This is a genomic window from Peribacillus alkalitolerans, assembly GCF_010882125.1.
Taxonomy (GTDB): domain Bacteria; phylum Bacillota; class Bacilli; order Bacillales; family DSM-1321; genus Bacillus_BN; species Bacillus_BN alkalitolerans.
This window is the reverse complement of record NZ_JAAGVZ010000008.1, coordinates 149,890-170,296: the sequence shown is the minus strand read 5'-3', so window position 1 is coordinate 170,296 and position 20,407 is coordinate 149,890. Positions and strand designations below refer to the sequence as shown.

Below are 20,407 nucleotides of genomic sequence, written 5' to 3'. Positions count from 1 at the left end.
GTTGATGGAGCGAGACTTCTCGAAAATGTATTCGCATTTCCTTCGTGCGGTATATTCAGGATGCTAGTTCAAAGTGCTGCGGGAAAAAGGCTCCCGAACCGCCCGCGGAATGTGAGCGCGTCTCGCTGCAATCAACAGGCTAGATTAACAGAGCCTACAATTAAGTAAATCAAAAAGCCCTTGGCAAGGAGCCAAGGGCTAGAACTTTATTATGAATGGACTGTAGCAATTTTCGTTTTGTTAACGATTCCTTTTACAATTGGATAGATTACAATCATCGTAATAGTATTGACTGCCGCGGCTGGAAGAACGACTGCAGCGAACAAACCTACGAATGGTCCTGGTAATCCTACAAGTGCAAATGCAGATCCGAGGAAAATGACACCTGAAATGATAGTACCGATTGCTGTTAACAAGCCAACTGTAAAAATGGATTTTTGTAGTTTATTTATAACGAGTAATAATCCAAGGAATAAAAAGGCTGTCAAAAATTTATCAATGATATTAGGAAGGAAACCACCAGGGAAAGTTGTCGTTATGGCGGAAATCAAACCAGTGACAATTCCAAGTAACAGGACGTTTTTCTTCTCGGGAAACAAAATGATCCCCAAAAACATCATTGTAAGCATCATGTCTGGTTTCATTCCAAGGAAGAAACCTGGGACAATCGTGTGTAGTGCGGCTCCTATACCCACCAATAGGGATAGGGATACCAAAGTTTTCGTATTCATTTTCTCATCTCTCCTCAACTAATCTAGCTAACTATTTTGTTTCTCCAACAGTGCTCTCTATGCCTGTTGCGAAAAACTTATCATTATTATATTACACCTCATGTGAAATGAGTAGGGAAAAGTTTTCTTTCTTAAAATTTACCATAAAATTGGCAAGTTTTTCGCAATGCGTAAGCGGTACTGCATTGTAAATTGATGCTCTGCACCCTCCAATTGAACGATGTCCTTCTAGACCGATAAAACCAGACTTTTTCGCTTCTTCAAGAAATTTCTTAGTAAGTGTTTCATTCGGAAGAGTAAATGTCACATTCATGAAAGAACGACTATCAGCTTTGGCATGACCCTGATAGAATCCTTCACTTTCATCAATGGTCGAATATATCAATGCTGCCTTTTGTTCGTTCAATTTTTCAATGGCCTCGACCCCACCTTGATTTTTGACCCACTCTAATACGAGTGAAAGGAGGTAAATAGATAATGTAGGAGGCGTATTATACAGTGAATGGTTATCTGCATGTGTTTTATACTGGAGCATCGTTGGGATATGATTTAAATCTGTCTTAATTAGATCCTTTCTGATAATCACGACTGTAACTCCTGAGGGTCCAAGATTCTTCTGGGCACCTGCATAAATTAGCCCGAATTTAGTAATATCCAATGGTTTGCTTAGGATGTCGCTTGACATATCGGCTATGAGTGGAATATCACCAGTGTCAGGAAAAATTTTCCACTGAGTACCATAGATGGTATTGTTGGAAGTAACATGCACATATGCAACATCTTCTGGTGAATCAATGCTATGTACGAGAGGGATATGGGAATAACCCTGTTCTTTTGACGAAGCAGCAACCATTACATTTCCGAGCTTTTTTGCTTCGTGAAAGGCTTTATCAGCCCAGACACCTGATAATACATAAGATGCCGATTTACCTTCCGATAAAAGGTTCATCGGAATCATGGTAAATTGAAGGCTAGCACCGCCTTGAAGGAATAAAATGTCATATGTATCTGGTATATTCAATAATTCCCGTAATAGGTCGTGTGCTTTGTTATGAATGGCATCATATTCTTTACTTCTGTGGCTCAACTCCATGACACTCATGCCTGAATTGAAGATATCCAGCCATTCTTTGTTCGCTTTTTGCAGCACTTCAAAAGGTAATGCTGCTGGTCCGGCATTGAAATTGTACGCTCTATTCATACATTTGTCCTCCTCCACTTTTGTGCATTAAAGCAAAACGTTTCCATAATATTAACAGAAAATGAGGAGGTGTTGTTAGAAAAATTTGAGTACTTAGCTATCGTCAGGATTTGCTTGTTGCCATCTCCCCCTATGAATAGCTACTTATAGACTTTCGCAAGAAAAAAAACTTCGATGGGAAATCGAAGTTTTTGCAGAATTAAATATGTTTTCCGATAGAGTCAGCAATATTTTTCAAATCTTGTGGTGTGTATTCGCTTGTATGTGTTTTCCATACAGCACCGAAGCCATCATGATCACCATATCGAGGAAGTAGATGCAAATGATAATGGAAAACGGATTGGCCAGCTTTTTCGCCATTGTTGTTTAAAAGGTTCATGCCAATCGGTTGGAATTCCGTATTTATGGCATTTGCAATTTGAGGAACTACTTCGAAAATTTGTTTTGCTATTTCTGGAGTCAGTTCAAACACGTTTTCTTTATGTACCTTTGGTATAACTAGAGTATGTCCTTTTGTGACTTGGCTAATATCAAGAAAAGCCATTACGTGTTTGTTTTCAAAAACCTTTGCAGCAGGTATTTCACCAGCAACAATTTTACAAAAGATGCAATCGCTCATTACATAGTCCTCCTCGAAAAAGTTTGCCCTAATTTTACCACTTTTCACAAATGAGGAAAAGAAAACATTAGAAAACTTGGCTAGGCCAAGCCCAGCTGCTTGCGATTGCCTAGTTGCACTTATACTAAAATTGGCCACGACGTCGACTTACTTCTTTGCTGCCAATTTATGTTTTCTTAAAGTAAAATAAAAGGGCAGAATGCAACGACTTGTGCATCCTGCCCCCCTTGAGGAAGCAATGTCAGCATACGCTTAGACTAATCTCTCTGCGATCAACACCTCATTTATAATGTAAAATGATTTATGTGTGATTTAGAGTATCCTTTTTATCGTTCAAAGTAACCATCCCCTATGTTTTATAAGTTTATCAACGTATAAAATAGTAGATGTATTTAACAAACACCTCATTTGAGAGTTTATTTAAATTAGTTGAAGGTGATCCTCAAACTTACGAATGAACGTTTTTTCCATGCAAGCTCATCATCCCCTTGCGTTTTTGGAAAATAAAATAGGTTTATAAGTCGGCTTCAATGTCTTTAACAGACACCTCATTTCAATGGTTGAAATCCTATACTGGAACTTCTTAAGCCATTGCGCTGGTTCATCGCTTCCTCCTTAATTATGATGTCCGCTTCTTTGAAAAATAAACTATGGTTTTTTATGGTAATTTTACTGATATGAAAATTTCGTTTATGTCTGATAAACTAAAGGAACCAATATCATTTGGAAAGGAATGAATTTATGTCACTTCTACAAATACATAATCTAACGGGTGGGTATACGAAAACACCTGTGTTAAAAGGGATCAGTTTCGACGTAAAAGCTGGAGAATTAGTCGGTTTAATTGGTTTAAATGGAGCAGGAAAAAGTACGACAATTAAACATATTATTGGACTAATGGAGCCTAAGGGGGGAGAAGTGAAAATAAATGGGAAATCAGCCCATGAACATATTGAAGAATACAGACGGGAATTCACCTTCGTACCTGAAACGCCTATTTTATATGATGAATTAACGTTAGATGAACATCTGAATTTGACAGCAATGGCTTACAATTTGGATGAACAGACTTATAAAGAGCGTAAGGCAGTTTTACTGAAAGAATTTAGAATGGAAAAAAGGCTAACGTGGTTTCCTGCCCATTTTTCTAAAGGGATGAAACAAAAGGTAATGATCATGTGTGCGTTTTTAGTCCAACCCTCTTTATATATCGTGGATGAGCCGTTTGTTGGGTTGGATCCTTTAGGAATTCAATCTTTATTGGATCTAATGAAAAAAATGAAGGAAAATGGTGCAGGGATATTAATGTCTACCCATATTCTGGCGACTGCAGAAAAATATTGCGATAGCATTATCATTCTCCATAACGGGGAAGTGAGGGCAAAAGGAACATTATCCGAACTACGTGAACAATTCGGGATGCCTTCAGCTAGCCTGGACGATTTATATATAGAGCTAACGAAGGAAGAAAATGAAAATGATTAGCAGAAGGATCTGGAAGGAACGATTTCAGAATTATACGAAGGAATTAATGAAATACCTTCGATATATATTTAATGGACACCTTGTGTTTGTGTTGTTGATTGGGATGGGAGGACTTGCTTACTATTATAGCGAATGGGTAGCTACATTGGGGCCGGGCTTCCCAGCAGAATGGATTATGTCTTTTCTTCTTGCATTGGTAATTACAACAAGTCCCATCCATACTTTTTTGCGTGAACCTGATATGATCTTCTTGCTTCCATTAGAAAAAGAATTAAAGGCATATTTCCAAAAAAGTATAACAGCAAGCCTTATCTTAAATTCATATGTATCAATCCTGATTTTAGCGGCTCTCATGCCAATGTATGTACAAGTGTTGAACGGAAGGTTTGGTGATTTTCTATACCTATTCGTACTCATCTTCATTCTTACGTTCATCAATATGAAGATGAGATGGAACATCCTAAAGTTCCAATATAAATCGACCTTGTATCAAGATTGGATCATTCGCTTTACAGTGAATGGTGTATTTATACTTTTCCTAGTCACAAAAGCCCCATATTATCTGCTTTTAGTCATGTGCATCATCATTGGTGGTTTATGGTTAGCTTATGAAAAAATGGGCAAGGTGAAACTTTTGAAATGGGAAAGGATCATCGAGTTAGAAAACAAAAGGATGATGAGATTTTATCAAATTGCCAATATGTTTACAGACGTACCGAAACTAAGGAATAAAGTTTCACGTCGCAGATGGCTTGATTGGGTGCTTTCATTTATTCCTTCCAAACATGAATCGACTTATAAATATTTGTTTGCGAGGACTTTGCTACGTTCGAATGATTACGCAGGACTGTGGTTAAGATTGACGGTAATTGGCGGATTGGTGATGGCTGCTTTCCCAGCAATCTGGGCAAAATTATTGGCGGTCATACTTTTTCAGTATTTAACTGGGTTTCAATTACTTACAATCAGCAAGCATCATGATACGAAAATATGGCTTCAATTATATCCATTACAACAAAAGAAAATCATGAATGGTATCTCTGAGCTATTAACTATCAGTTTAGTTATACAGGGACTAATTTTGGCATTGGTTGCAAGCATTTCTTTCGGGATTATGCCAGCTCTAATCCTATTGGGTGGATGTATTGTTTTTGTCTTCATTTTTTCATTGTATATGAAGCGGAAATTATAGAAATGAAACCTATTTTACTCCACATCCGTAATGAGTAGTAGAGGAGTGAAATGTTATGGCACATTCATATAATCAAATAGTTATGCAAGAATTGACCATTTGGAAGAATCAATTTTATAAAAAATCAGGCATGATCCATCGATTTTCCAAGCAGGTTCAAAATAAAGTGAATGCAGTCATTCCTGAGAAGGCCCATCAAATAGTGACTGAAGCAATTAAAGGAATGGTCAAAACCACTTTGACTGGTGCCACCTATACAACGAAAAAGAAAGATGTCGAATTCCTTTCACTTGAAGAAATGGATAAATTGTTGCTAGAGAAAGTAAGCACATTTCGAAAGACAGCCATGATTGAAGGGGCTGGAACGGGTGCTGGTGGAATATTATTGGGATTGGCAGATTTTCCACTGCTCCTTTCAATTAAAATGAAATTCCTATTCGAGGCAGCGAGCATCTATGGGTTTGATACAAAGAATATGGAAGAGCGTGTCTTTATCCTTTATGTCTTCCAATTGGCTTTTTCCAGCGATGAAAGAAGAAGAGAAGTTCTAGATATTATTGAAAATTGGGAGGAGAAGAAAGAGGAAGTTTCGAACATGGATTGGCGTCAATTCCAACAAGAGTATCGAGACTACATCGATGTTGTAAAGTTCTTTCAGCTTGTTCCGGTGATTGGAGCGGCAGTTGGTGCCTATGCCAACTATCAATTGCTACAACAACTAGGAGAAACTACTATGAATTGCTATCGGATGAGAAGGTTGAGTCAATAGAGAGCAGTAAACATAAGGGATAGACAATTTATCCGTGACTTAATAAAAAGCCGAACCAATCGTGGTTCGGCTTTTTTGGTCATTATTTTGAGTGACTAGTAATCGCGGCAGTAGCAAGAGTTTTCGCCGCAATCAGCATTGCTTTTTCATCAATATCAAAACGTGGATGGTGGTGTGGGTATGGTTTTTCCACCCCTTCAGGTTTAGCTCCTGTGAAGAAGAAGGTACCTTTAACGTTTTGTAGATAATAAGCAAAATCTTCTCCACCCATATGGGCTTCTGCTTCAACGATATTTTTTACTTCTTTTACTTTTTCTGCACACGATACTATAAATTCTGTTTCTTCCAGGTGATTGACTACAGCAGGGTAGCCGTAGGAGTAGTCATACTCATACGTGCAATCGTTCGCTAAACAGATTCCTTTTAGGATTTTTTCGATTTCAATTTCGATAGCCTTTCGTACATCCTTATTAAAGGTACGAACAGTACCAATTAATGTCGCTCGATCAGCAATGACATTAAATGCATTGTCGGCTACAAACGAACCAATTGATACTACAGCGGAATCGATTGGATTGACTCTACGGCTAACAATTTGTTGTAAATGAATCACGAGCTGGGATGCTGCAACAATCGCATCTTTCGTTTTATGTGGTTGGGCGCCATGACCTCCTTGTCCTTGAAGTTTAATCGTAAATCGATCAGCTGCTGCCATAACGGGGCCAACTTTATATTCAATCGTACCTGTTGGGGTTAAAGACCATAAGTGAGTACCGAAAATCACATCGACGCCTTCTAAACATCCATCATCTATCATCGGCTTTGCTCCGCCTGGGGAATACTCCTCTGCATGCTGATGGATAAACACATACTCTCCTTCCAAGTCTTCTTTTAATGTATGTATCGCTTTCGCTAACATAAGCAATGTAGATGTATGTCCATCATGACCACAAGCATGCATTACGCCGGGAACTGTCGATTTATATGGGACATCTTTTTCATCTTGGATCGGTAGAGCATCAAAATCAGCACGGAGAGCGACGGTCTTTCCAGGTTTGCCGCCTTTTATCCTTGCTACAACTCCATTTCCACCCACATTTTCTCTAACGTCGACACCAAGGTTGTGATAAAAATCGGTAATATATTTTGCCGTTTTATACTCTTTAAAAGAAAGCTCCGGATGTTGATGTAAGTACCTTCGAATTGAAACCATTTCCTCATATGATGAGTCAAGAAGTGAATGCACTTTTTGTAACATTGAATCTCCCCCTGTTGAATTTATGTAATAGTAAAAATATTCTATTTACAATTATATCATGATTGCTTTCTTACTGACTCTTCTATCAATGTTTTTATTTCGATTTAATTTATATTGGGTAAGCTATATAAGTGGGAAAATTATGGTTGTCTAGAATGAATTGGAATTGTATCATTCAAGTATTGGAAAGAAGGGGGAGCATTATGAATCAGCACGTTGAGCAAAAAACAACTTTTACATACGTTTATTCAATATTATTAATTTTGTCAGCTGCATTATTTTTTTATTTGTTTACAGGCGTTAGGTCTGGAGTCGATTTTGGCTGGGAAGCATCGGTCCAATCTTATTTCCAAGCATGGAATGTTGGTGTAGGTAAGGAGTTTTTCCATTCCATGACCGAATTTGGTTCGAAAATAGTGATTGGCTCAGGTACATTAGTTTTATTGGCTTTCCTATGGTTTAAAAAACAAAATTATGTAGCAATGGCTATGGTTGTTTTAGCAGTGGCAGGTGGGGATCAACTAAATAAAGCAATAAAAAAACTTGTAGAGAGAGAGCGTCCTCTCATTGATGCTTCTATAGATGCTCTAGGTTATAGTTTCCCTAGTGGTCACGCGATGGTTGGATTTGTTTTTTATGTGGTAGTGGCTTACTTTACTACTATGTATATAAAATCAAAGAATTGGAAAGCGGCAATCTGGATTTGGGCATCGTTGATGATCTTAATCGTTGGATTAAGCAGAGTTGTGTTAAGTGCACATTACCCATCAGATGTATTGGCAGGCTATGCAATTGGTTGCTTGTATGTACTAAGTGTTTTAAAGGTTTACAAAGAACTATATAAATTTATGAGTAAGGAAAAACAAATATAAATTGAAAAACTCGAACATGCTACTGAAGTATGCTCGAGTTTTTTTATTTTACATCAAGAACATCGCAACTATGGTTGTGACGAAAAGTCCAATTGTTACCGGCAGAAGATTTCTTCGAGCCAGTTCAAAAGGGTCCACTTTACAGATGGCGGCAGCTGGTATCAATGCCCATGGCACTAATGTCCCACCACCTACCCAAATTGCTGAAATTTGACCAAGAGCGGTCAATGTGGCAGCGCCTGCTCCTATGGCTGTAGCAAACAGGTTAGCAACAGAACCAGCTAATGAAATCCCCGAGAAACCCGAACCATCGAGGCCAGTTATTGCGCCTAATGAAGTGAGAACAATCGCTGCCATTTCCTTGCTTAAAGGTACAGAATGGGCGAGGGCGACACCTAAATCGTTGACGATTCCATGCGAGGCTTGTGGAAGGTGTTCCCCTAATATTTTTATGAAACCTGAATCTCCAAGATAGAAGAATGCTGCGATGGGAATGACTGGCCCGAACACTTTAAACCCAAATTGAAATCCATCAATTAAATAAGTGGTGGTTTGCTCTAACCCTTTATTTTTATGAGCCATTAAAGACAGGATAATGAGAATGAAAATAGACGTTCCACCGATAAGTGCTGTAGCGTCTCCACCTTGTAGTTTCAATATAGACATTGCAACAACATCCAAAGCAAAAGCGATTGGAATGAGGATGGCAAACAATCTGCGTTGCGATTTCGTTAATAGGCTTTCATCTGCTTTTACGATATCCGAAGAATCTTCGATCACACTGCTATCAGCAGTAAGACGCTTCAATCGCATATCTCTTTTTAAGAAAAAGAAAGCGCATACAGTGGTAACTAGACCCATGACGAAAACAAGTGGGACGCTTGCAGCCACTACTTCACCGACTGGAAGGCCTGCTGCGTCTGAAGTTAATTTAGGTGCTGCCTGAATAATGAAATCCCCAGAAAGCGCAATGCCGTGACCGAACAGGTTCATGGCCATTGCTACTCCTAGTGCTGGTAAGCCAACACGAATCGCAACTGGAAGCAAAACAGCCCCAAGAAGAGCGACCGCTGGAGAAGGCCAGAAAAACCAAGAGATAATCATCATTAATATACCAATTGTCCAGTAGGCTAATCCTGGTGAACGAATTAACTTAGCAAATGGTGAAATCATCACATCGTTTATTCCTGTTTTAGTCAACACTCGACTCATAGCGACGATAATAGAAATGACAAGGATGGTAGGAAGTAGCTCAGTAATTGCATATATAAAACTATTAAAAATCCCGCTGATGGAGCCTGATAAACTTCCAGTCGCAACGATTGCTAATGTGAAAATCCCGGCAATACATATTAAGGAAGTATCTCTTCTCATCACCATAAACCCGATGATTAACACGATGAACAAAACATAAATCCAATGAAGAGCTGTTAGTTCAATTCCCATTAATGTTCCCCCTTTCAGAAGATAAGAAAGTTAAAAGAATGGAGATTTGCCAACTAAACAGAGGCAAATGCCCTAAATTCTTATCTACACAATATGAAAGGGAAAAGATAATGGTGTTTCGTTTGCGAAACATTTTTAGTGTGTACAAATCAGACTCTAGACGGATAAGGAACAAGCCTTAGATACGTTTCAAAGAAATCTTGTCTTTACTATGATATAAAGAGGAAATATGTGAGATTAGTAGAATCATACTACTAATGGAAGGAGAGGCTGTCTTTGAAGGAACAGACAATGAAGCAGGTCGTAATTGCAATTCTTTTATTTGGGATTGGAATGCTTCTTTTATTGGTAAATGTTAATGTCATTTCCTTGGAAATAAAACAGATTTTTGTCGAGTATTTTCCTTTTCTAGCATTAGTGGTTGTCGGATTATGGTTTATTGGAAGTTTTAAAAACCCATTTGGAATCAGGATGTTAGTAAGCTTTTATTTAACGGTATATTTTGCTTTACTGTCTTGCAGTATTTTAGGTTTAGTAGAATTTTCATCGGGTATGTTCTTAGATTTATGGCCTCTTTTGATTATTTTCATTGCATTGAAGATGCTGATTACTAAACGGGGATTTAGAGCAAGGATTTCATTTGATAAAAAAAATCCTTTTGACTCAAGAGTCAGGAGGAAAGGAGATATTGAACCAATTAAAGGGTTCTCAATTGGATCTGTCGAGATGGTTGATTCAAATTGGTCATTAGAACCGATGCGGCTGTATAAGATGATTGGGGATTATCACATTGACATAACGAAGGCTTTTATCCCCGACCGAGAAATTCCTATTTCTATTGAGGGCTGGATTGGAAATGTAAACATCGTCATACCTGAAAATTTACCTGTACGTATAGAGGCAAATGTGAAAATAGGTAATCTTGATATTTTTAACCATACAATCGCTCAAGCAAAAGGTGAGGGATATTCATATAAAACTGATAAATATGATGAAGCAATACAACGCTTGGATTTGAAGATTAATGTAAACATTGGTTCGATAAGTATTAAAAAGGTGTAAAGGGGGGGCCGAATTGAAGGGGTTACGTTCATTCTTTTTTCAAAGCTATATGATGTTCGCCTTGATTAGTTCCCTCGTCTTTTTCGTTATCATTCAAATGTATATATTATTAGCTCATAAACCAGTGGTTTCCTTGACTGCAGCCATCTGGCTGTCTGCATTGGTACTTGGGTTATTGCTGTCTCTAGCGGCGTACTTTGGAATTCGTAATGCATATATTTTGAAAAGGGGACTCTGCGAGGTAAATGCTTTTATCCAAACCCTAAGGAGTGGTCGCCTCTCTGAACGAATTACTAAATTTGATTCTGATGAATTAGGGGCTCTTTTCAAAGAACTAAATGAGCTTGCGGATTACATTCAGGAGCATGTTCGCTCCATTCAGAGATTAGCAGAAGAAAAAGCAAAGTTAGCGCAAAGTGCCCAAGCAGCTGCTGTTTTGGAGGAAAGACAAAGGATTGCGAGGGAGCTTCACGATGCAGTAAGCCAACAACTATTTGCTTTGAATATGATGTCGGCCACTACCTTGAAAACCTTTGATGATGAACCTGATCAGACTAAGCAAGTGTTACAAGAGATTTCATCCATATCAATGAAAGCACAAAGCGAGATGAGGGCATTACTTCTTCATTTGCGACCTATTGAACTATCCGAAGATTCATTAAGCGATGGAATAATAAAATTGCTTAAGGAACTGAGAGATAAAACAAATATGCAGTTCCAGGTCAGCATTGATGATGTATTCCATCTTTCTAAAAGTGCAGAGATGCATATTTTTCGAATTGTTCAAGAGGCTGTCACAAATGTAATCCGACATGCAGAAGCTACCAAGATTCAAGTGGAACTTAGTGAATGTGATTGCTTTGTACAGCTCTATATCAGAGATAATGGAATCGGGTTTAATCCGTTTGACGAACGAATGGCTTCTTATGGAATAAGATCCATGAAGGAGCGTACGGACGAAATGGGCGGGGTTTTTCAACTTCGATCAAAACAAGATGAAGGAACCTATTTGTTAATTAAAATACCTTTCAAAGCAGGTGAACGTGATGGGAGCCATCCGATTGGCAGTCGTTGATGATCATGAACTAGTACGGAAAGGAATGCTTTCCTTTTTGAAAACAGAACGAGACATTGAAGTGGTCGGTGAGGGTAGGAGTGGAAAAGAAGCTATCCAAATTGCTAAAAATGTGAAGCCAGATATATTCCTCATGGATTTATTAATGGAAGACGGAACCGGCATTGACGCGACTAAAGAGATTCTTTCTTTTTTTCCGAGTTGTAAGATCATTATTTTGACTAGTTATTATGATGAAAAGGAGGTTCTTCCTGCTATTGAAGCGGGGGCTTTTAGTTACTTATTAAAGACTTCCTCTGCATTCGACGTCCTTTCAGCCATTCGGAAAGCTTACAAGGGTGAATCAGTCATTGAACCTAGGGTGACTAATGTGATGATGAAGAAGCTTAGGAGTTCAGAAAAGAAACTGCACGATCAGCTGACAGATCGTGAAATGGACGTGCTTTTATGTATTGGAGAAGGAATGACAAATCAGGAAATTTCAGATGACCTTTTCATTGGTATCAAGACGGTCAAAACACATGTCAGTAATATATTAAGTAAGCTTGGTGTCAGTGACCGTACCCAAGCAGCGGTATATGCCAATAGAAATAACTTGCGGAAAATAAAATAATTGGGAACGAATTAATAACATTACGAAATCAAGTTTATGTTCTTCCCATTAATATAAACAAGCCCCAAAACCATAAAGTGTTTTGGGGCTTAATCATTTGAAGTTAAAATGCTTCGTCTTCCAATACAGGAACGATATATTTTGATATATACGATGATCCTGAGAATATCTTCGTTGTCGAAGTGGTTTCTTGGCCACCTTCTTTTTGGCTGTGTGAATGCGCGAATGATTGTGAATTTTGCCATTCATGGAATGACTTTTCATTTTCCCATTGTGTTAGAATGATATAGGTATCTGAATGAAGAGGACGAAGAATACGAATTGCCCAGAATCCAGGTTGATTCTCAATTTGGCCAGGACGATTCTTAAAACGATGTTCAAAGATAGGACGTCCTTCTTTTGAAACAGGGATATTATTCATTACAATAAATCCTTTTTGTTTCAGTTCACCTACAGCATCAACATATTCGTAACTCCTAGGTTGACTAAAAACGGATTTTTTATCATTTGTTTCGTGGACTAAAAGTGTACCTTCCGCGTTTTGAAGTAAATACATGTTTTCTTCACGGTGTTGGTCGAGCTTTTTACGTAAAAAATCGAATGTTCCTGAAGTAATATGTACGAACATTTTCTTCACCTCATCAATAGTCTGGACTACTTCATATTATCTATCCTTACCACTTGTTTAAGAATGATAAACAATGATTCTTTCTTAAGCTTGACCAGAAAGATTTTAGGGTATAAATAAACATAGTGTTACATATAGGAAAGTTCGTCAATTTATTGACAATCTGTTAGGTTATCTATACAACGATAGTAGAAAAGGCTATATTGATATCATATGTTACGTGTTCGAAATAATTTCTGTTTTGTTACTGCATGAAAGGTGGAAATTCTTAATGTCTATGAAAATTAATGACACATTTTTAAAAGCTGCTAGGGGCGAAAAGACGGATTACGTTCCTGTGTGGTATATGAGACAAGCTGGTCGTTCGCAGCCAGAATACCGTGCAATCAAAGAAAAGTATTCTTTATTTGAAATTACTCATCAACCGGAGCTTTGTGCGTACGTGACTAAACTTCCTGTTGATCAATATGGGGTAGATGCTGCAATTCTATACAAAGATATCATGACTCCACTTCCAGCAATTGGAGTTGATGTGGAAATCAAATCAGGAATCGGTCCAGTCATTTCTAATCCAATTAGGTCTAGAGCGGACGTTGATAAACTAGGGGAAATTCACCCTGAAACAGATGTGCCATATGTATTGGACACAATCAAGCTACTAACACAAGAACAATTGACTGTTCCTTTAATCGGTTTTGCAGGTGCCCCATTTACACTTGCTTCATATATGATTGAAGGTGGGCCGTCTAGAAATTATAACAAGACGAAGGCATTCATGTATTCTGAACCTGAAGCATGGTTCGCATTGATGGATAAACTTGCAGAAACAACAATTACGTATGTTAAATCGCAAATCAAAGCAGGTGCTAAAGCTATCCAGATTTTTGATAGCTGGGTCGGAGCTTTGAATGTGGAAGATTACCGCGTCTTTATTAAACCTGTAATGAATAAAATATTCTCTGCATTACGTGAAGAAAATGTTCCTTTAATTATGTTTGGTGTAGGTGCTAGCCACTTAGCTATGGAATGGCATGACCTACCGCTAGATGTGGTTGGTTTGGATTGGAGACTACCAATTTCTCAAGCACGTGAGATGGGTATCACTAAAACGGTTCAAGGTAACCTCGATCCTTCTATTTTGTTAGCTCGTTGGGAAGTTATTGAAGAACGTGCGAAGGCGATCTTAGATCAAGGAATGGCGCAGCCTGGATACATTTTTAACCTAGGACATGGAGTATTCCCAGAAGTAAATCCTGAAACATTGAAACGTTTGACTGCTCTTATCCATGAATACTCAGCTTCTAAACTTTCAAATTAATAATGAAACGGATTATCTGCAAAGATTACATTTTATGAGGTGAATGACCTTTGGAAAAGAAGAAAATGGGCTTGCTAGTCATGGCGTATGGTACTCCATACAAAGAAGAGGATTTGGAAAGATACTATACGCATATTAGACATGGACGTAAGCCATCACCTGAGATGCTTGAAGATTTAAGAAGCCGCTATGAGGCAATTGGTGGAATTTCTCCGCTTGCGAGAATTACACAAGAACAAGCTACCGCTTTACAAGATCATTTAAATGCCATTCAAGACAAATTTGAATTCAAGGCATATTTAGGATTAAAGCACATTGAACCATTCGTTGAAGATGCGGTTACTGCAATGAAGGAAGACGGATTAGAAGAAGCGGTAAGTATCGTCCTTGCTCCACATTTCTCAACTTTCAGTGTCAAATCTTACAATGGACGCGCTGAAAATCAAGCAAACGAGATTGGTGGTCCTAAAATTACATTTGTTGAGAGCTGGTATGATGAACCAAAATTCATTGAGTATTGGGTGAATCATGTAAATGACACGTTTGCATCTATGTCCGAAGAAGAACGTAATTCAGCTGCGCTGATTGTGTCTGCCCACAGTTTACCTGAAAAAATTCTACAAATGGGTGATCCATATCCAAATCAGCTACAAGGAACAGCCGATCTAATTGCTAAAGGTGCTGGGGTGAAAAATTATTATGTAGGCTGGCAAAGTGCAGGAAATACTCCTGAACCATGGCTAGGTCCTGATGTGCAGGATTTAACTCGTGATTTATTTGAAGAAAAGGGTTATAAAGCTTTCGTCTACACTCCTGTTGGGTTTGTGGCTGATCATTTAGAAGTGCTTTTTGATAATGATTATGAGTGTAAGGTCGTTACAGATGAAATTGGAGCTTCTTATTACCGTCCAGAGATGCCTAATACAGATTCACTATTTGTAGACGCGATGGCAACAGTAGTTTTGAACAAATTAGAGCAAGTATAAGAAAATAATAAAAAAGGCGATGAAACAGTTATGCAAAATAGACAAAGGGTAGTGGTAATTGGAGGAGGAATAACTGGGCTGACAGCTGCCTATTATTTGCAAAAGGCTGCCAGAGAACAACAACTTTCTTTAGACGTGACGCTGATTGAAGCAGCACCACGCCTCGGTGGGAAAATCCAAACAGTAGTAAAGGATGGGTTCGTCATTGAACGTGGACCTGACTCATTTTTAGAGCGGAAAACGAGCGCATCTCGTCTAGCAAAAGAAGTTGGAATGGATGGTAATCTTGTCAATAATACTGCAGGGAAATCGTATGTACTAGTTCATAATAAACTCCACCCAATGCCAGGTGGGTCCATAATGGGAATTCCAACCCAGATTGGGCCATTTGTCACAACAGGTCTTTTTTCACCTGTTGGAAAATTGCGTGCTGCTGCTGACTTTATCCTGCCTAAGTCAAAGGAAAAGAATGATCAATCATTAGGAGATTTCTTCAGACGTAGGTTGGGGGATGAAGTGGTTGAAAACTTGATAGAGCCACTTTTATCAGGGATCTATGCCGGTGATATCGATCAATTAAGCTTAATGTCTACGTTTCCACAGTTCTACCAAGTAGAACAGAAATATAGAAGCCTTATATTGGGTATGAAAAAAGCGACTCCACCTTCTCCCAAGGTAAAAGAGGAATCAGGTACTAAAAAGAGCAAAGGTATCTTTTTAACCTTTAAGTCAGGGCTACAATCTTTTGTCGATGCGATAGAGGGTCACTTAGATAATGGAAGTGTCTTAAAAGGAACAAAAGTAGAGAGAATTGAAAAACAAAACGATGGTCGATACCAGTTGGATCTTAACAATAAAGAAACCATTGAAGCAGATGCAGTGATTGTAACAGTCCCACATCATGCGGCAATGAACATGTTTTCAAATCCTACTTACTTCCAAGAGTTCAAGTCCATGCCAGCCACCAGTGTCGCTACGGTAGCAATGGCATTTGACGAGTCAGCAATCAAACAAGAAATCGATGGAACAGGCTTTGTCGTTTCACGCAATAGTGACTATACCATAACCGCATGCACGTGGACCCATAAGAAGTGGCCACATTCTACACCAAAAGGAAAAGTATTACTTAGATGTTATGTAGGGCGTGCGGGGGATGAAGCAGTTGTGGAATTATCCGATGAAGAAATCACAAAAATCGTTCTCGAGGACTTGAACAAAACGATGAATATCACAGCATCTCCTGATTTTGTTATCGTATCTCGTTGGAGGGACTCTATGCCTCAATATACGGTTGGGCACAAACAACGAGTGAGTTCTCTAAAGCAAAGACTTGAAAATGATTTACCAGGTATCATTACAGCTGGTAGTTCCTATGATGGTTTAGGGTTACCTGATTGCATTGATCAAGGAGAAGATGCAGTCGAAAAGGTTTTAAACTACTTAAAAAGTAGAAAATTTGCTAGTCTCACTAAATAATATAAATACAAAACGGCAGCCAGTCTTTTGGCTGCCGTTTTCTATCGAAAAATATTTAGAATATTTTTAATATTTTAGCGAGATTTTCTACGATTCCTACTACTTTTGTTATATGATAGAAAAAAAGAAAATCGCAAAGTGGGGGAAAAGTATGAATAGAAAAGAACGTCAGCTAGTCACAAAGAATGAGGGATTGCTAAAGTTTCGGGACGGTTTAGTTACTTTTTTCCTGAACATTTGTTTTTTTGCTTTCGTAGCTTTTATTATTCTTTATTTTCTGTCCTAAATTATTTGGTTGTATTAAGGAATAGTATATGATAGTATAAGTAACGTACTAAGTGACCGAATTGTTCAATTGGTCAGTTGGTCAATTGAGTTGTTGTGAGGTGGAAACATGGCTACTGACCGTAAGAGGCTTATTTTGGATGCTGCTACTAAATCATTCACTTTGTTCGGTTATAAAGCGACAACGATGGAACAAGTGGCAAAGCTTGCCAATGTAGGGAAAGGAACTATTTATAATTTCTTTATAAATAAAGAAGAACTCTTTAAGGAAATTGTCCATAGTTTGATCATTGACATGAAAGAAGCAGCTGAAGAAGTAATCAGTTTTGAAAAATCTTTCTTTGAAAATGTGCATGCGGCCTTGTATCGGATCCTTGAGTATAGGATGAAGCACCAATTTACCATTAAACTTCTTCAAGAGGAAAAGGAAATAGGTACTCCAGCTGTTGCTGAAATGGCAAGTGAAATTGAAAAGGCAATTGTCAGCTATATTAAGTCCCAAGTCGAGAATGCGATAGAAAAAGGGGAAATCACAAAATGTGATCCAGAGATTACCGCTTTTCTCATGCTGAAAATGTACGTTGCCATGATTTTTGATTGGGAAAAAAATCACGAGCCGTTAGACAAAAATGAAATTGCAAAACTATTTGAGCTATATATTTTTAAAGGATTATCTAATGAATAATAAAAGATAATCCTTATATTTAGCTCTAAAATGACCAGTTGAACAAATTGGTCATTTAGACAAATCCGAAAGGGGAAGAGATAAAATGAATAAATCATTCTCAGCTGAGTGGCGTTCCATTCTAAGAAATCGAAAACTGCTAATCCCCATTTTAGCAGTATTATTTATCCCGATTCTCTATAGTGGGTTGTTTCTGTGGGCATTTTGGGATCCTTATGAACAATTAAATGATTTACCTGTTGCAATTGTAAATGAGGATAAGGGTGCCGATTACAATGGTGAACAGCTTCATCTTGGCCAAGATTTAACGGAAAAACTGAAAGATTCCAAGCAATTCAATTTCCGATTTGTGGATAAAGATGCAGGTTATTATCAACTGAAAAATCAGGATTACTACTTATTAGTAGAAATTCCGGAGAACTTCTCGGAAAATGCTACAACACTCCTTGATGAACATCCAAAAAAGCTTGAACTTAAATATGTACCAAATGAAAGCTATAACTTCTTATCTGCCCAAATTGGTGAAACGGCAATGGAACGTATTAAAGCTTCTTTGTCGGAAAAAATTACTGAAACATACGCAGAGTCAGTGTTTGATAAGGTTTCAGAAATGGCAGATGGATATGGTACGGCAAGTGAAAATGCTGGGAAGCTCTACGATGGAATTAAAGAATTGAAAAATGGCACAAAAACATTGGAAGAAAATCTGCAGGTCCTAGCAGAAAAGCAAATTGAATTTGAAAATGGTGTAGGCAAGATTGATACCGGTACTAAACAGATTGGTAAAGGTACTGCTGATTTAGCTAGTGGACTGGAGCAACTAAGCGCCGCCCAAAGTAAGTTGTTTGATGGATCGAAGAAGATTGAACAGGGGCTTATATCTTCATCCAATGGAAGTAAACAGCTCTCAACAGGCATTCAACATGCTTATAGTTCGATGGACACTATGATTAATGGAACTAAACAGATCCAGTCAGGTGCTAATCAATTAAGCACGAATCTTAATAGTTGGGCTGACGAAGCAAACAAAGCGTCAATTGGAGCCAATAACTTAAATAATGGTGTATCTCAGCTACAAAAGCAATTACAGCCTTATATGGCATCATTGCCAGCTGATAAACAAAAAGAATTGAATGCTGCGTTAGCTCAAATCCTTGCGGGTAGCACCCAGCTGTCAGCTGGAACGGGAGAATTGGCAGGTGCAGCTAATCAACTATCAGCAGGAGCATCAACGATAGACGAAAAAATTGGTGAACTTTCCAAAGGTGAACAACAGTTACAAGACGGACTTGGGAAGTTGAACGAGGGTAGTGGGCAACTTTCATCAGGGCTTGCACAATTGGAAAATGGACAGAACGAATATGTTAATAACTTTAGCGTTTTCGGTACGAAACTAGGGGAAGCAAATAATGGAGCCAATAAACTGGCTAGTGGAGCTAATGAACTTTCCGGTGGAATGGATTCTTTAAAGAAAGGATCCGAGCAGCTAGCGGATGGTTCTGAAAAACTGGCAAGCGGGTCTGAGAAGTTGACAGATGGAAGCACAAAAGTTGAAGAGGGCTCCAAAGAATTCAAGGATAAACTTGGTGAGGCAGCCGAGAAATCCAAATCAGTTAATCCGAATGAAGAGAACTTTAATATGATGGCAGGTCCAGTTAAGGTAGAAAAAGCACCAGTAACGGAAGTTCCGAACTATGGTACTGGTTTTGCACCTTATTTCTTATCGTTAGGATTATTTGTCGGGGCACTATTATTATCAATTGTCTATCCATTACGAGATCCGGCAGTAGATCCAAAGAATGGAGTTGCTTGGTTCTTTAGTAAATATGGTGTGATGGCTGGAGTAGGTATTATTCAAGCTTTAATTGCGGCAGGAATCCTATTAGTAGGATTGGGGATTGAGGTACAAAGTGTTCCATTGTTTATTTTGTTCTCGGTTATCACATCATTGTCCTTTATCGCATTGATACAGTTCTTGGTGACAACGTTGGGGGATCCAGGAAGATTCGTTGCGATTATTGTCTTAATACTTCAATTAACGACAAGCGCGGGTACTTTCCCATTGGAATTAATCCCAAAACAATTGCAAATGTTCAATGCATTCTTGCCAATGACATATTCTGTTCAAGGATATAAGGATGTTATTTCAAGTGGTTTATTTGAAGGAATGTGGCATAATGCATGGATTTTAATCTCGTTCATGGTAGTCTTTATGGCAGGAACTTTAAGCTATTTCATCATAAAATATAAAAAAACAGATTTCACATCGAGCAATCAGGAGTCTGCTTTGGAATAGGAAAAACATTTTCACTCCAAAAAATAAACCAGTCGCTATTTAGGCGGCTGGTTTTTGCTATTCAGGACTCACCTGAAACGTATATAACAGACTGGTTATACACTTCGCAACATTGAGGGAGTATGAGTCAGCTTCAATTCTGACATCATAAAATATGGTGGTGACAAACTGCCAAATGAGTCAGTTTGAAATTCCTGGATTTAATGGGAGATATGACTGCATCCTTCACATTTGTTGCCATAGCACTCATGTTGTTCTTCAATTTTATTGCCGCATTCTGCACATTGTTTAGGTGGAAGATTTTTAAAAAATTCTACGCTGCTTTGAATCATAGTATTAACCTCCATAAATTCGAATTTTTAAAAAACTAATGCTGTGACTGATTACGATTTGATAAATGTTTTATTAAT

19 protein-coding genes are annotated in these 20,407 nt (G+C 38.2%); 12 read left to right on the top strand and 7 right to left on the bottom strand.

Annotated features, from left to right (window positions below):
• Positions 1-209: 209 nt before the first annotated feature.
• The 3 genes from G3O09_RS11830 to G3O09_RS11820 all read right to left on the bottom strand — a co-directional run bounded on the left by G3O09_RS11830 (position 210) and on the right by G3O09_RS11820 (position 2,551).
• The gene (locus G3O09_RS11830) at positions 210-731 is read right to left on the bottom strand and encodes a tryptophan transporter (RefSeq protein ID WP_163101694.1); all 522 of its coding nucleotides are present in this window, start codon (positions 729-731) and stop codon (positions 210-212) included.
• A gap of 91 nt (positions 732-822) precedes the next feature.
• The gene (serC, locus tag G3O09_RS11825; RefSeq protein WP_163101693.1) at positions 823-1,932 is read right to left on the bottom strand and encodes a 3-phosphoserine/phosphohydroxythreonine transaminase; all 1,110 of its coding nucleotides are present in this window, start codon (positions 1,930-1,932) and stop codon (positions 823-825) included.
• 199 nt (positions 1,933-2,131) lie between these two features.
• On the bottom strand, positions 2,132-2,551 hold the full coding sequence (locus G3O09_RS11820) for an HIT family protein (RefSeq protein ID WP_163101692.1): 420 nt from the start codon (positions 2,549-2,551) through the stop codon (positions 2,132-2,134).
• A gap of 741 nt (positions 2,552-3,292) precedes the next feature.
• Between G3O09_RS11820 and G3O09_RS11815 the strand changes: the two genes are divergently transcribed.
• From G3O09_RS11815 to G3O09_RS11805, 3 genes are read left to right on the top strand one after another with little or no spacing between them, the layout of a single operon-like run.
• A complete protein-coding gene (locus tag G3O09_RS11815) occupies positions 3,293-4,036 on the top strand; it encodes an ABC transporter ATP-binding protein (RefSeq protein ID WP_163101691.1) in 744 nt (247 codons plus the stop codon).
• Entirely contained in the window at positions 4,029-5,228 is a 1,200-nt protein-coding gene (locus tag G3O09_RS11810) for an ABC transporter permease (RefSeq protein ID WP_163101690.1), read from the top strand. The genes G3O09_RS11815 and G3O09_RS11810 overlap by 8 nt, the downstream gene beginning before the upstream one ends.
• A 55-nt stretch (positions 5,229-5,283) precedes the next feature.
• Positions 5,284-5,997 (top strand): EcsC family protein, encoded by a 714-nt coding sequence (locus tag G3O09_RS11805; RefSeq protein ID WP_163101689.1) that lies wholly within the window; start codon positions 5,284-5,286, stop codon positions 5,995-5,997.
• Between the two features lie 82 nt (positions 5,998-6,079).
• Here G3O09_RS11805 and G3O09_RS11800 read toward each other — a convergent pair whose 3' ends face one another.
• A complete protein-coding gene (locus tag G3O09_RS11800; RefSeq protein WP_163101688.1) occupies positions 6,080-7,255 on the bottom strand; it encodes a M20 family metallopeptidase in 1,176 nt (391 codons plus the stop codon).
• Between the two features lie 203 nt (positions 7,256-7,458).
• Here G3O09_RS11800 and G3O09_RS11795 point away from each other — a divergent pair, with 203 nt between their 5' ends.
• Positions 7,459-8,127, top strand: coding sequence for a phosphatase PAP2 family protein (locus G3O09_RS11795; RefSeq protein WP_163101687.1), 669 nt, complete (start codon positions 7,459-7,461; stop codon positions 8,125-8,127).
• A 48-nt stretch (positions 8,128-8,175) separates the two neighbouring features.
• Here the strand turns inward: G3O09_RS11795 and G3O09_RS11790 are convergent, their stop codons facing one another.
• Positions 8,176-9,573 (bottom strand): hypothetical protein, encoded by a 1,398-nt coding sequence (locus tag G3O09_RS11790; protein WP_163101686.1) that lies wholly within the window; start codon positions 9,571-9,573, stop codon positions 8,176-8,178.
• Positions 9,574-9,849: 276 nt separating this feature from the next.
• Between G3O09_RS11790 and liaF the strand changes: the two genes are divergently transcribed.
• From liaF to G3O09_RS11775, 3 genes are read left to right on the top strand one after another with little or no spacing between them, the layout of a single operon-like run.
• Positions 9,850-10,635 (top strand): cell wall-active antibiotics response protein LiaF, encoded by a 786-nt coding sequence (gene liaF / locus G3O09_RS11785; RefSeq protein ID WP_163101685.1) that lies wholly within the window; start codon positions 9,850-9,852, stop codon positions 10,633-10,635.
• A gap of 13 nt (positions 10,636-10,648) precedes the next feature.
• Entirely contained in the window at positions 10,649-11,710 is a 1,062-nt protein-coding gene (locus G3O09_RS11780) for a sensor histidine kinase (protein WP_240338418.1), read from the top strand.
• Positions 11,682-12,323 carry a response regulator gene (locus G3O09_RS11775; RefSeq protein ID WP_163101684.1) on the top strand — a complete coding sequence of 214 codons (642 nt, stop codon included), beginning with the start codon at positions 11,682-11,684 and terminating at the stop codon, positions 12,321-12,323. Before G3O09_RS11780 ends, G3O09_RS11775 begins: the two co-directional genes overlap by 29 nt.
• 103 nt (positions 12,324-12,426) lie before the next feature.
• On the opposite strand, the gene G3O09_RS11770 is transcribed toward G3O09_RS11775, so the two are convergent.
• Positions 12,427-12,951: an antibiotic biosynthesis monooxygenase family protein gene (locus G3O09_RS11770; protein WP_163101683.1), complete on the bottom strand. Its 525-nt coding sequence runs from the start codon at positions 12,949-12,951 to the stop codon at positions 12,427-12,429.
• 271 nt (positions 12,952-13,222) lie between these two features.
• On the opposite strand from G3O09_RS11770, the gene hemE reads away from it, so the two are divergent.
• The 5 genes from hemE to G3O09_RS11745 all read left to right on the top strand — a co-directional run bounded on the left by hemE (position 13,223) and on the right by G3O09_RS11745 (position 19,997).
• On the top strand, positions 13,223-14,269 hold the full coding sequence (hemE, locus tag G3O09_RS11765; RefSeq protein WP_163101682.1) for a uroporphyrinogen decarboxylase: 1,047 nt from the start codon (positions 13,223-13,225) through the stop codon (positions 14,267-14,269).
• Positions 14,270-14,319: 50 nt separating this feature from the next.
• Positions 14,320-15,255: a ferrochelatase gene (gene hemH / locus G3O09_RS11760; protein ID WP_163101681.1), complete on the top strand. Its 936-nt coding sequence runs from the start codon at positions 14,320-14,322 to the stop codon at positions 15,253-15,255.
• A gap of 30 nt (positions 15,256-15,285) precedes the next feature.
• A complete protein-coding gene (hemY, locus tag G3O09_RS11755) occupies positions 15,286-16,731 on the top strand; it encodes a protoporphyrinogen oxidase (RefSeq protein WP_163101680.1) in 1,446 nt (481 codons plus the stop codon).
• A 394-nt stretch (positions 16,732-17,125) separates the two neighbouring features.
• Complete coding sequence (locus tag G3O09_RS11750; protein WP_163101679.1) at positions 17,126-17,701, top strand: TetR/AcrR family transcriptional regulator; 576 nt, start codon at positions 17,126-17,128, stop codon at positions 17,699-17,701.
• An 85-nt stretch (positions 17,702-17,786) separates the two neighbouring features.
• Complete coding sequence (locus G3O09_RS11745; RefSeq protein WP_163101678.1) at positions 17,787-19,997, top strand: YhgE/Pip domain-containing protein; 2,211 nt, start codon at positions 17,787-17,789, stop codon at positions 19,995-19,997.
• A 200-nt stretch (positions 19,998-20,197) separates the two neighbouring features.
• On the opposite strand, the gene yhfH is transcribed toward G3O09_RS11745, so the two are convergent.
• Positions 20,198-20,329 (bottom strand): protein YhfH, encoded by a 132-nt coding sequence (gene yhfH / locus G3O09_RS11740; protein WP_163101677.1) that lies wholly within the window; start codon positions 20,327-20,329, stop codon positions 20,198-20,200.
• Positions 20,330-20,407 lie beyond the last annotated feature (78 nt).

What these genes read in the sequence shown, in the direction of transcription:
- G3O09_RS11830 (WP_163101694.1), bottom strand. Translation starts at nt 731, where the DNA reads ATGAATACGAAAACTTTGGTATCCCTATCCCTATTGGTGGGTATAGGA.
- serC (WP_163101693.1), bottom strand. Translation starts at nt 1,932, where the DNA reads ATGAATAGAGCGTACAATTTCAATGCCGGACCAGCAGCATTACCTTTT.
- G3O09_RS11820 (WP_163101692.1), bottom strand. Translation starts at nt 2,551, where the DNA reads ATGAGCGATTGCATCTTTTGTAAAATTGTTGCTGGTGAAATACCTGCT.
- G3O09_RS11815 (WP_163101691.1), top strand. Translation starts at nt 3,293, where the DNA reads ATGTCACTTCTACAAATACATAATCTAACGGGTGGGTATACGAAAACA.
- G3O09_RS11810 (WP_163101690.1), top strand. Translation starts at nt 4,029, where the DNA reads ATGATTAGCAGAAGGATCTGGAAGGAACGATTTCAGAATTATACGAAG.
- G3O09_RS11805 (WP_163101689.1), top strand. Translation starts at nt 5,284, where the DNA reads ATGGCACATTCATATAATCAAATAGTTATGCAAGAATTGACCATTTGG.
- G3O09_RS11800 (WP_163101688.1), bottom strand. Translation starts at nt 7,255, where the DNA reads ATGTTACAAAAAGTGCATTCACTTCTTGACTCATCATATGAGGAAATG.
- G3O09_RS11795 (WP_163101687.1), top strand. Translation starts at nt 7,459, where the DNA reads ATGAATCAGCACGTTGAGCAAAAAACAACTTTTACATACGTTTATTCA.
- G3O09_RS11790 (WP_163101686.1), bottom strand. Translation starts at nt 9,573, where the DNA reads ATGGGAATTGAACTAACAGCTCTTCATTGGATTTATGTTTTGTTCATC.
- G3O09_RS11775 (WP_163101684.1), top strand. Translation starts at nt 11,682, where the DNA reads ATGGGAGCCATCCGATTGGCAGTCGTTGATGATCATGAACTAGTACGG.
- G3O09_RS11770 (WP_163101683.1), bottom strand. Translation starts at nt 12,951, where the DNA reads ATGTTCGTACATATTACTTCAGGAACATTCGATTTTTTACGTAAAAAG.
- hemE (WP_163101682.1), top strand. Translation starts at nt 13,223, where the DNA reads ATGTCTATGAAAATTAATGACACATTTTTAAAAGCTGCTAGGGGCGAA.
- hemY (WP_163101680.1), top strand. Translation starts at nt 15,286, where the DNA reads ATGCAAAATAGACAAAGGGTAGTGGTAATTGGAGGAGGAATAACTGGG.
- G3O09_RS11750 (WP_163101679.1), top strand. Translation starts at nt 17,126, where the DNA reads ATGGCTACTGACCGTAAGAGGCTTATTTTGGATGCTGCTACTAAATCA.
- G3O09_RS11745 (WP_163101678.1), top strand. Translation starts at nt 17,787, where the DNA reads ATGAATAAATCATTCTCAGCTGAGTGGCGTTCCATTCTAAGAAATCGA.
- yhfH (WP_163101677.1), bottom strand. Translation starts at nt 20,329, where the DNA reads ATGATTCAAAGCAGCGTAGAATTTTTTAAAAATCTTCCACCTAAACAA.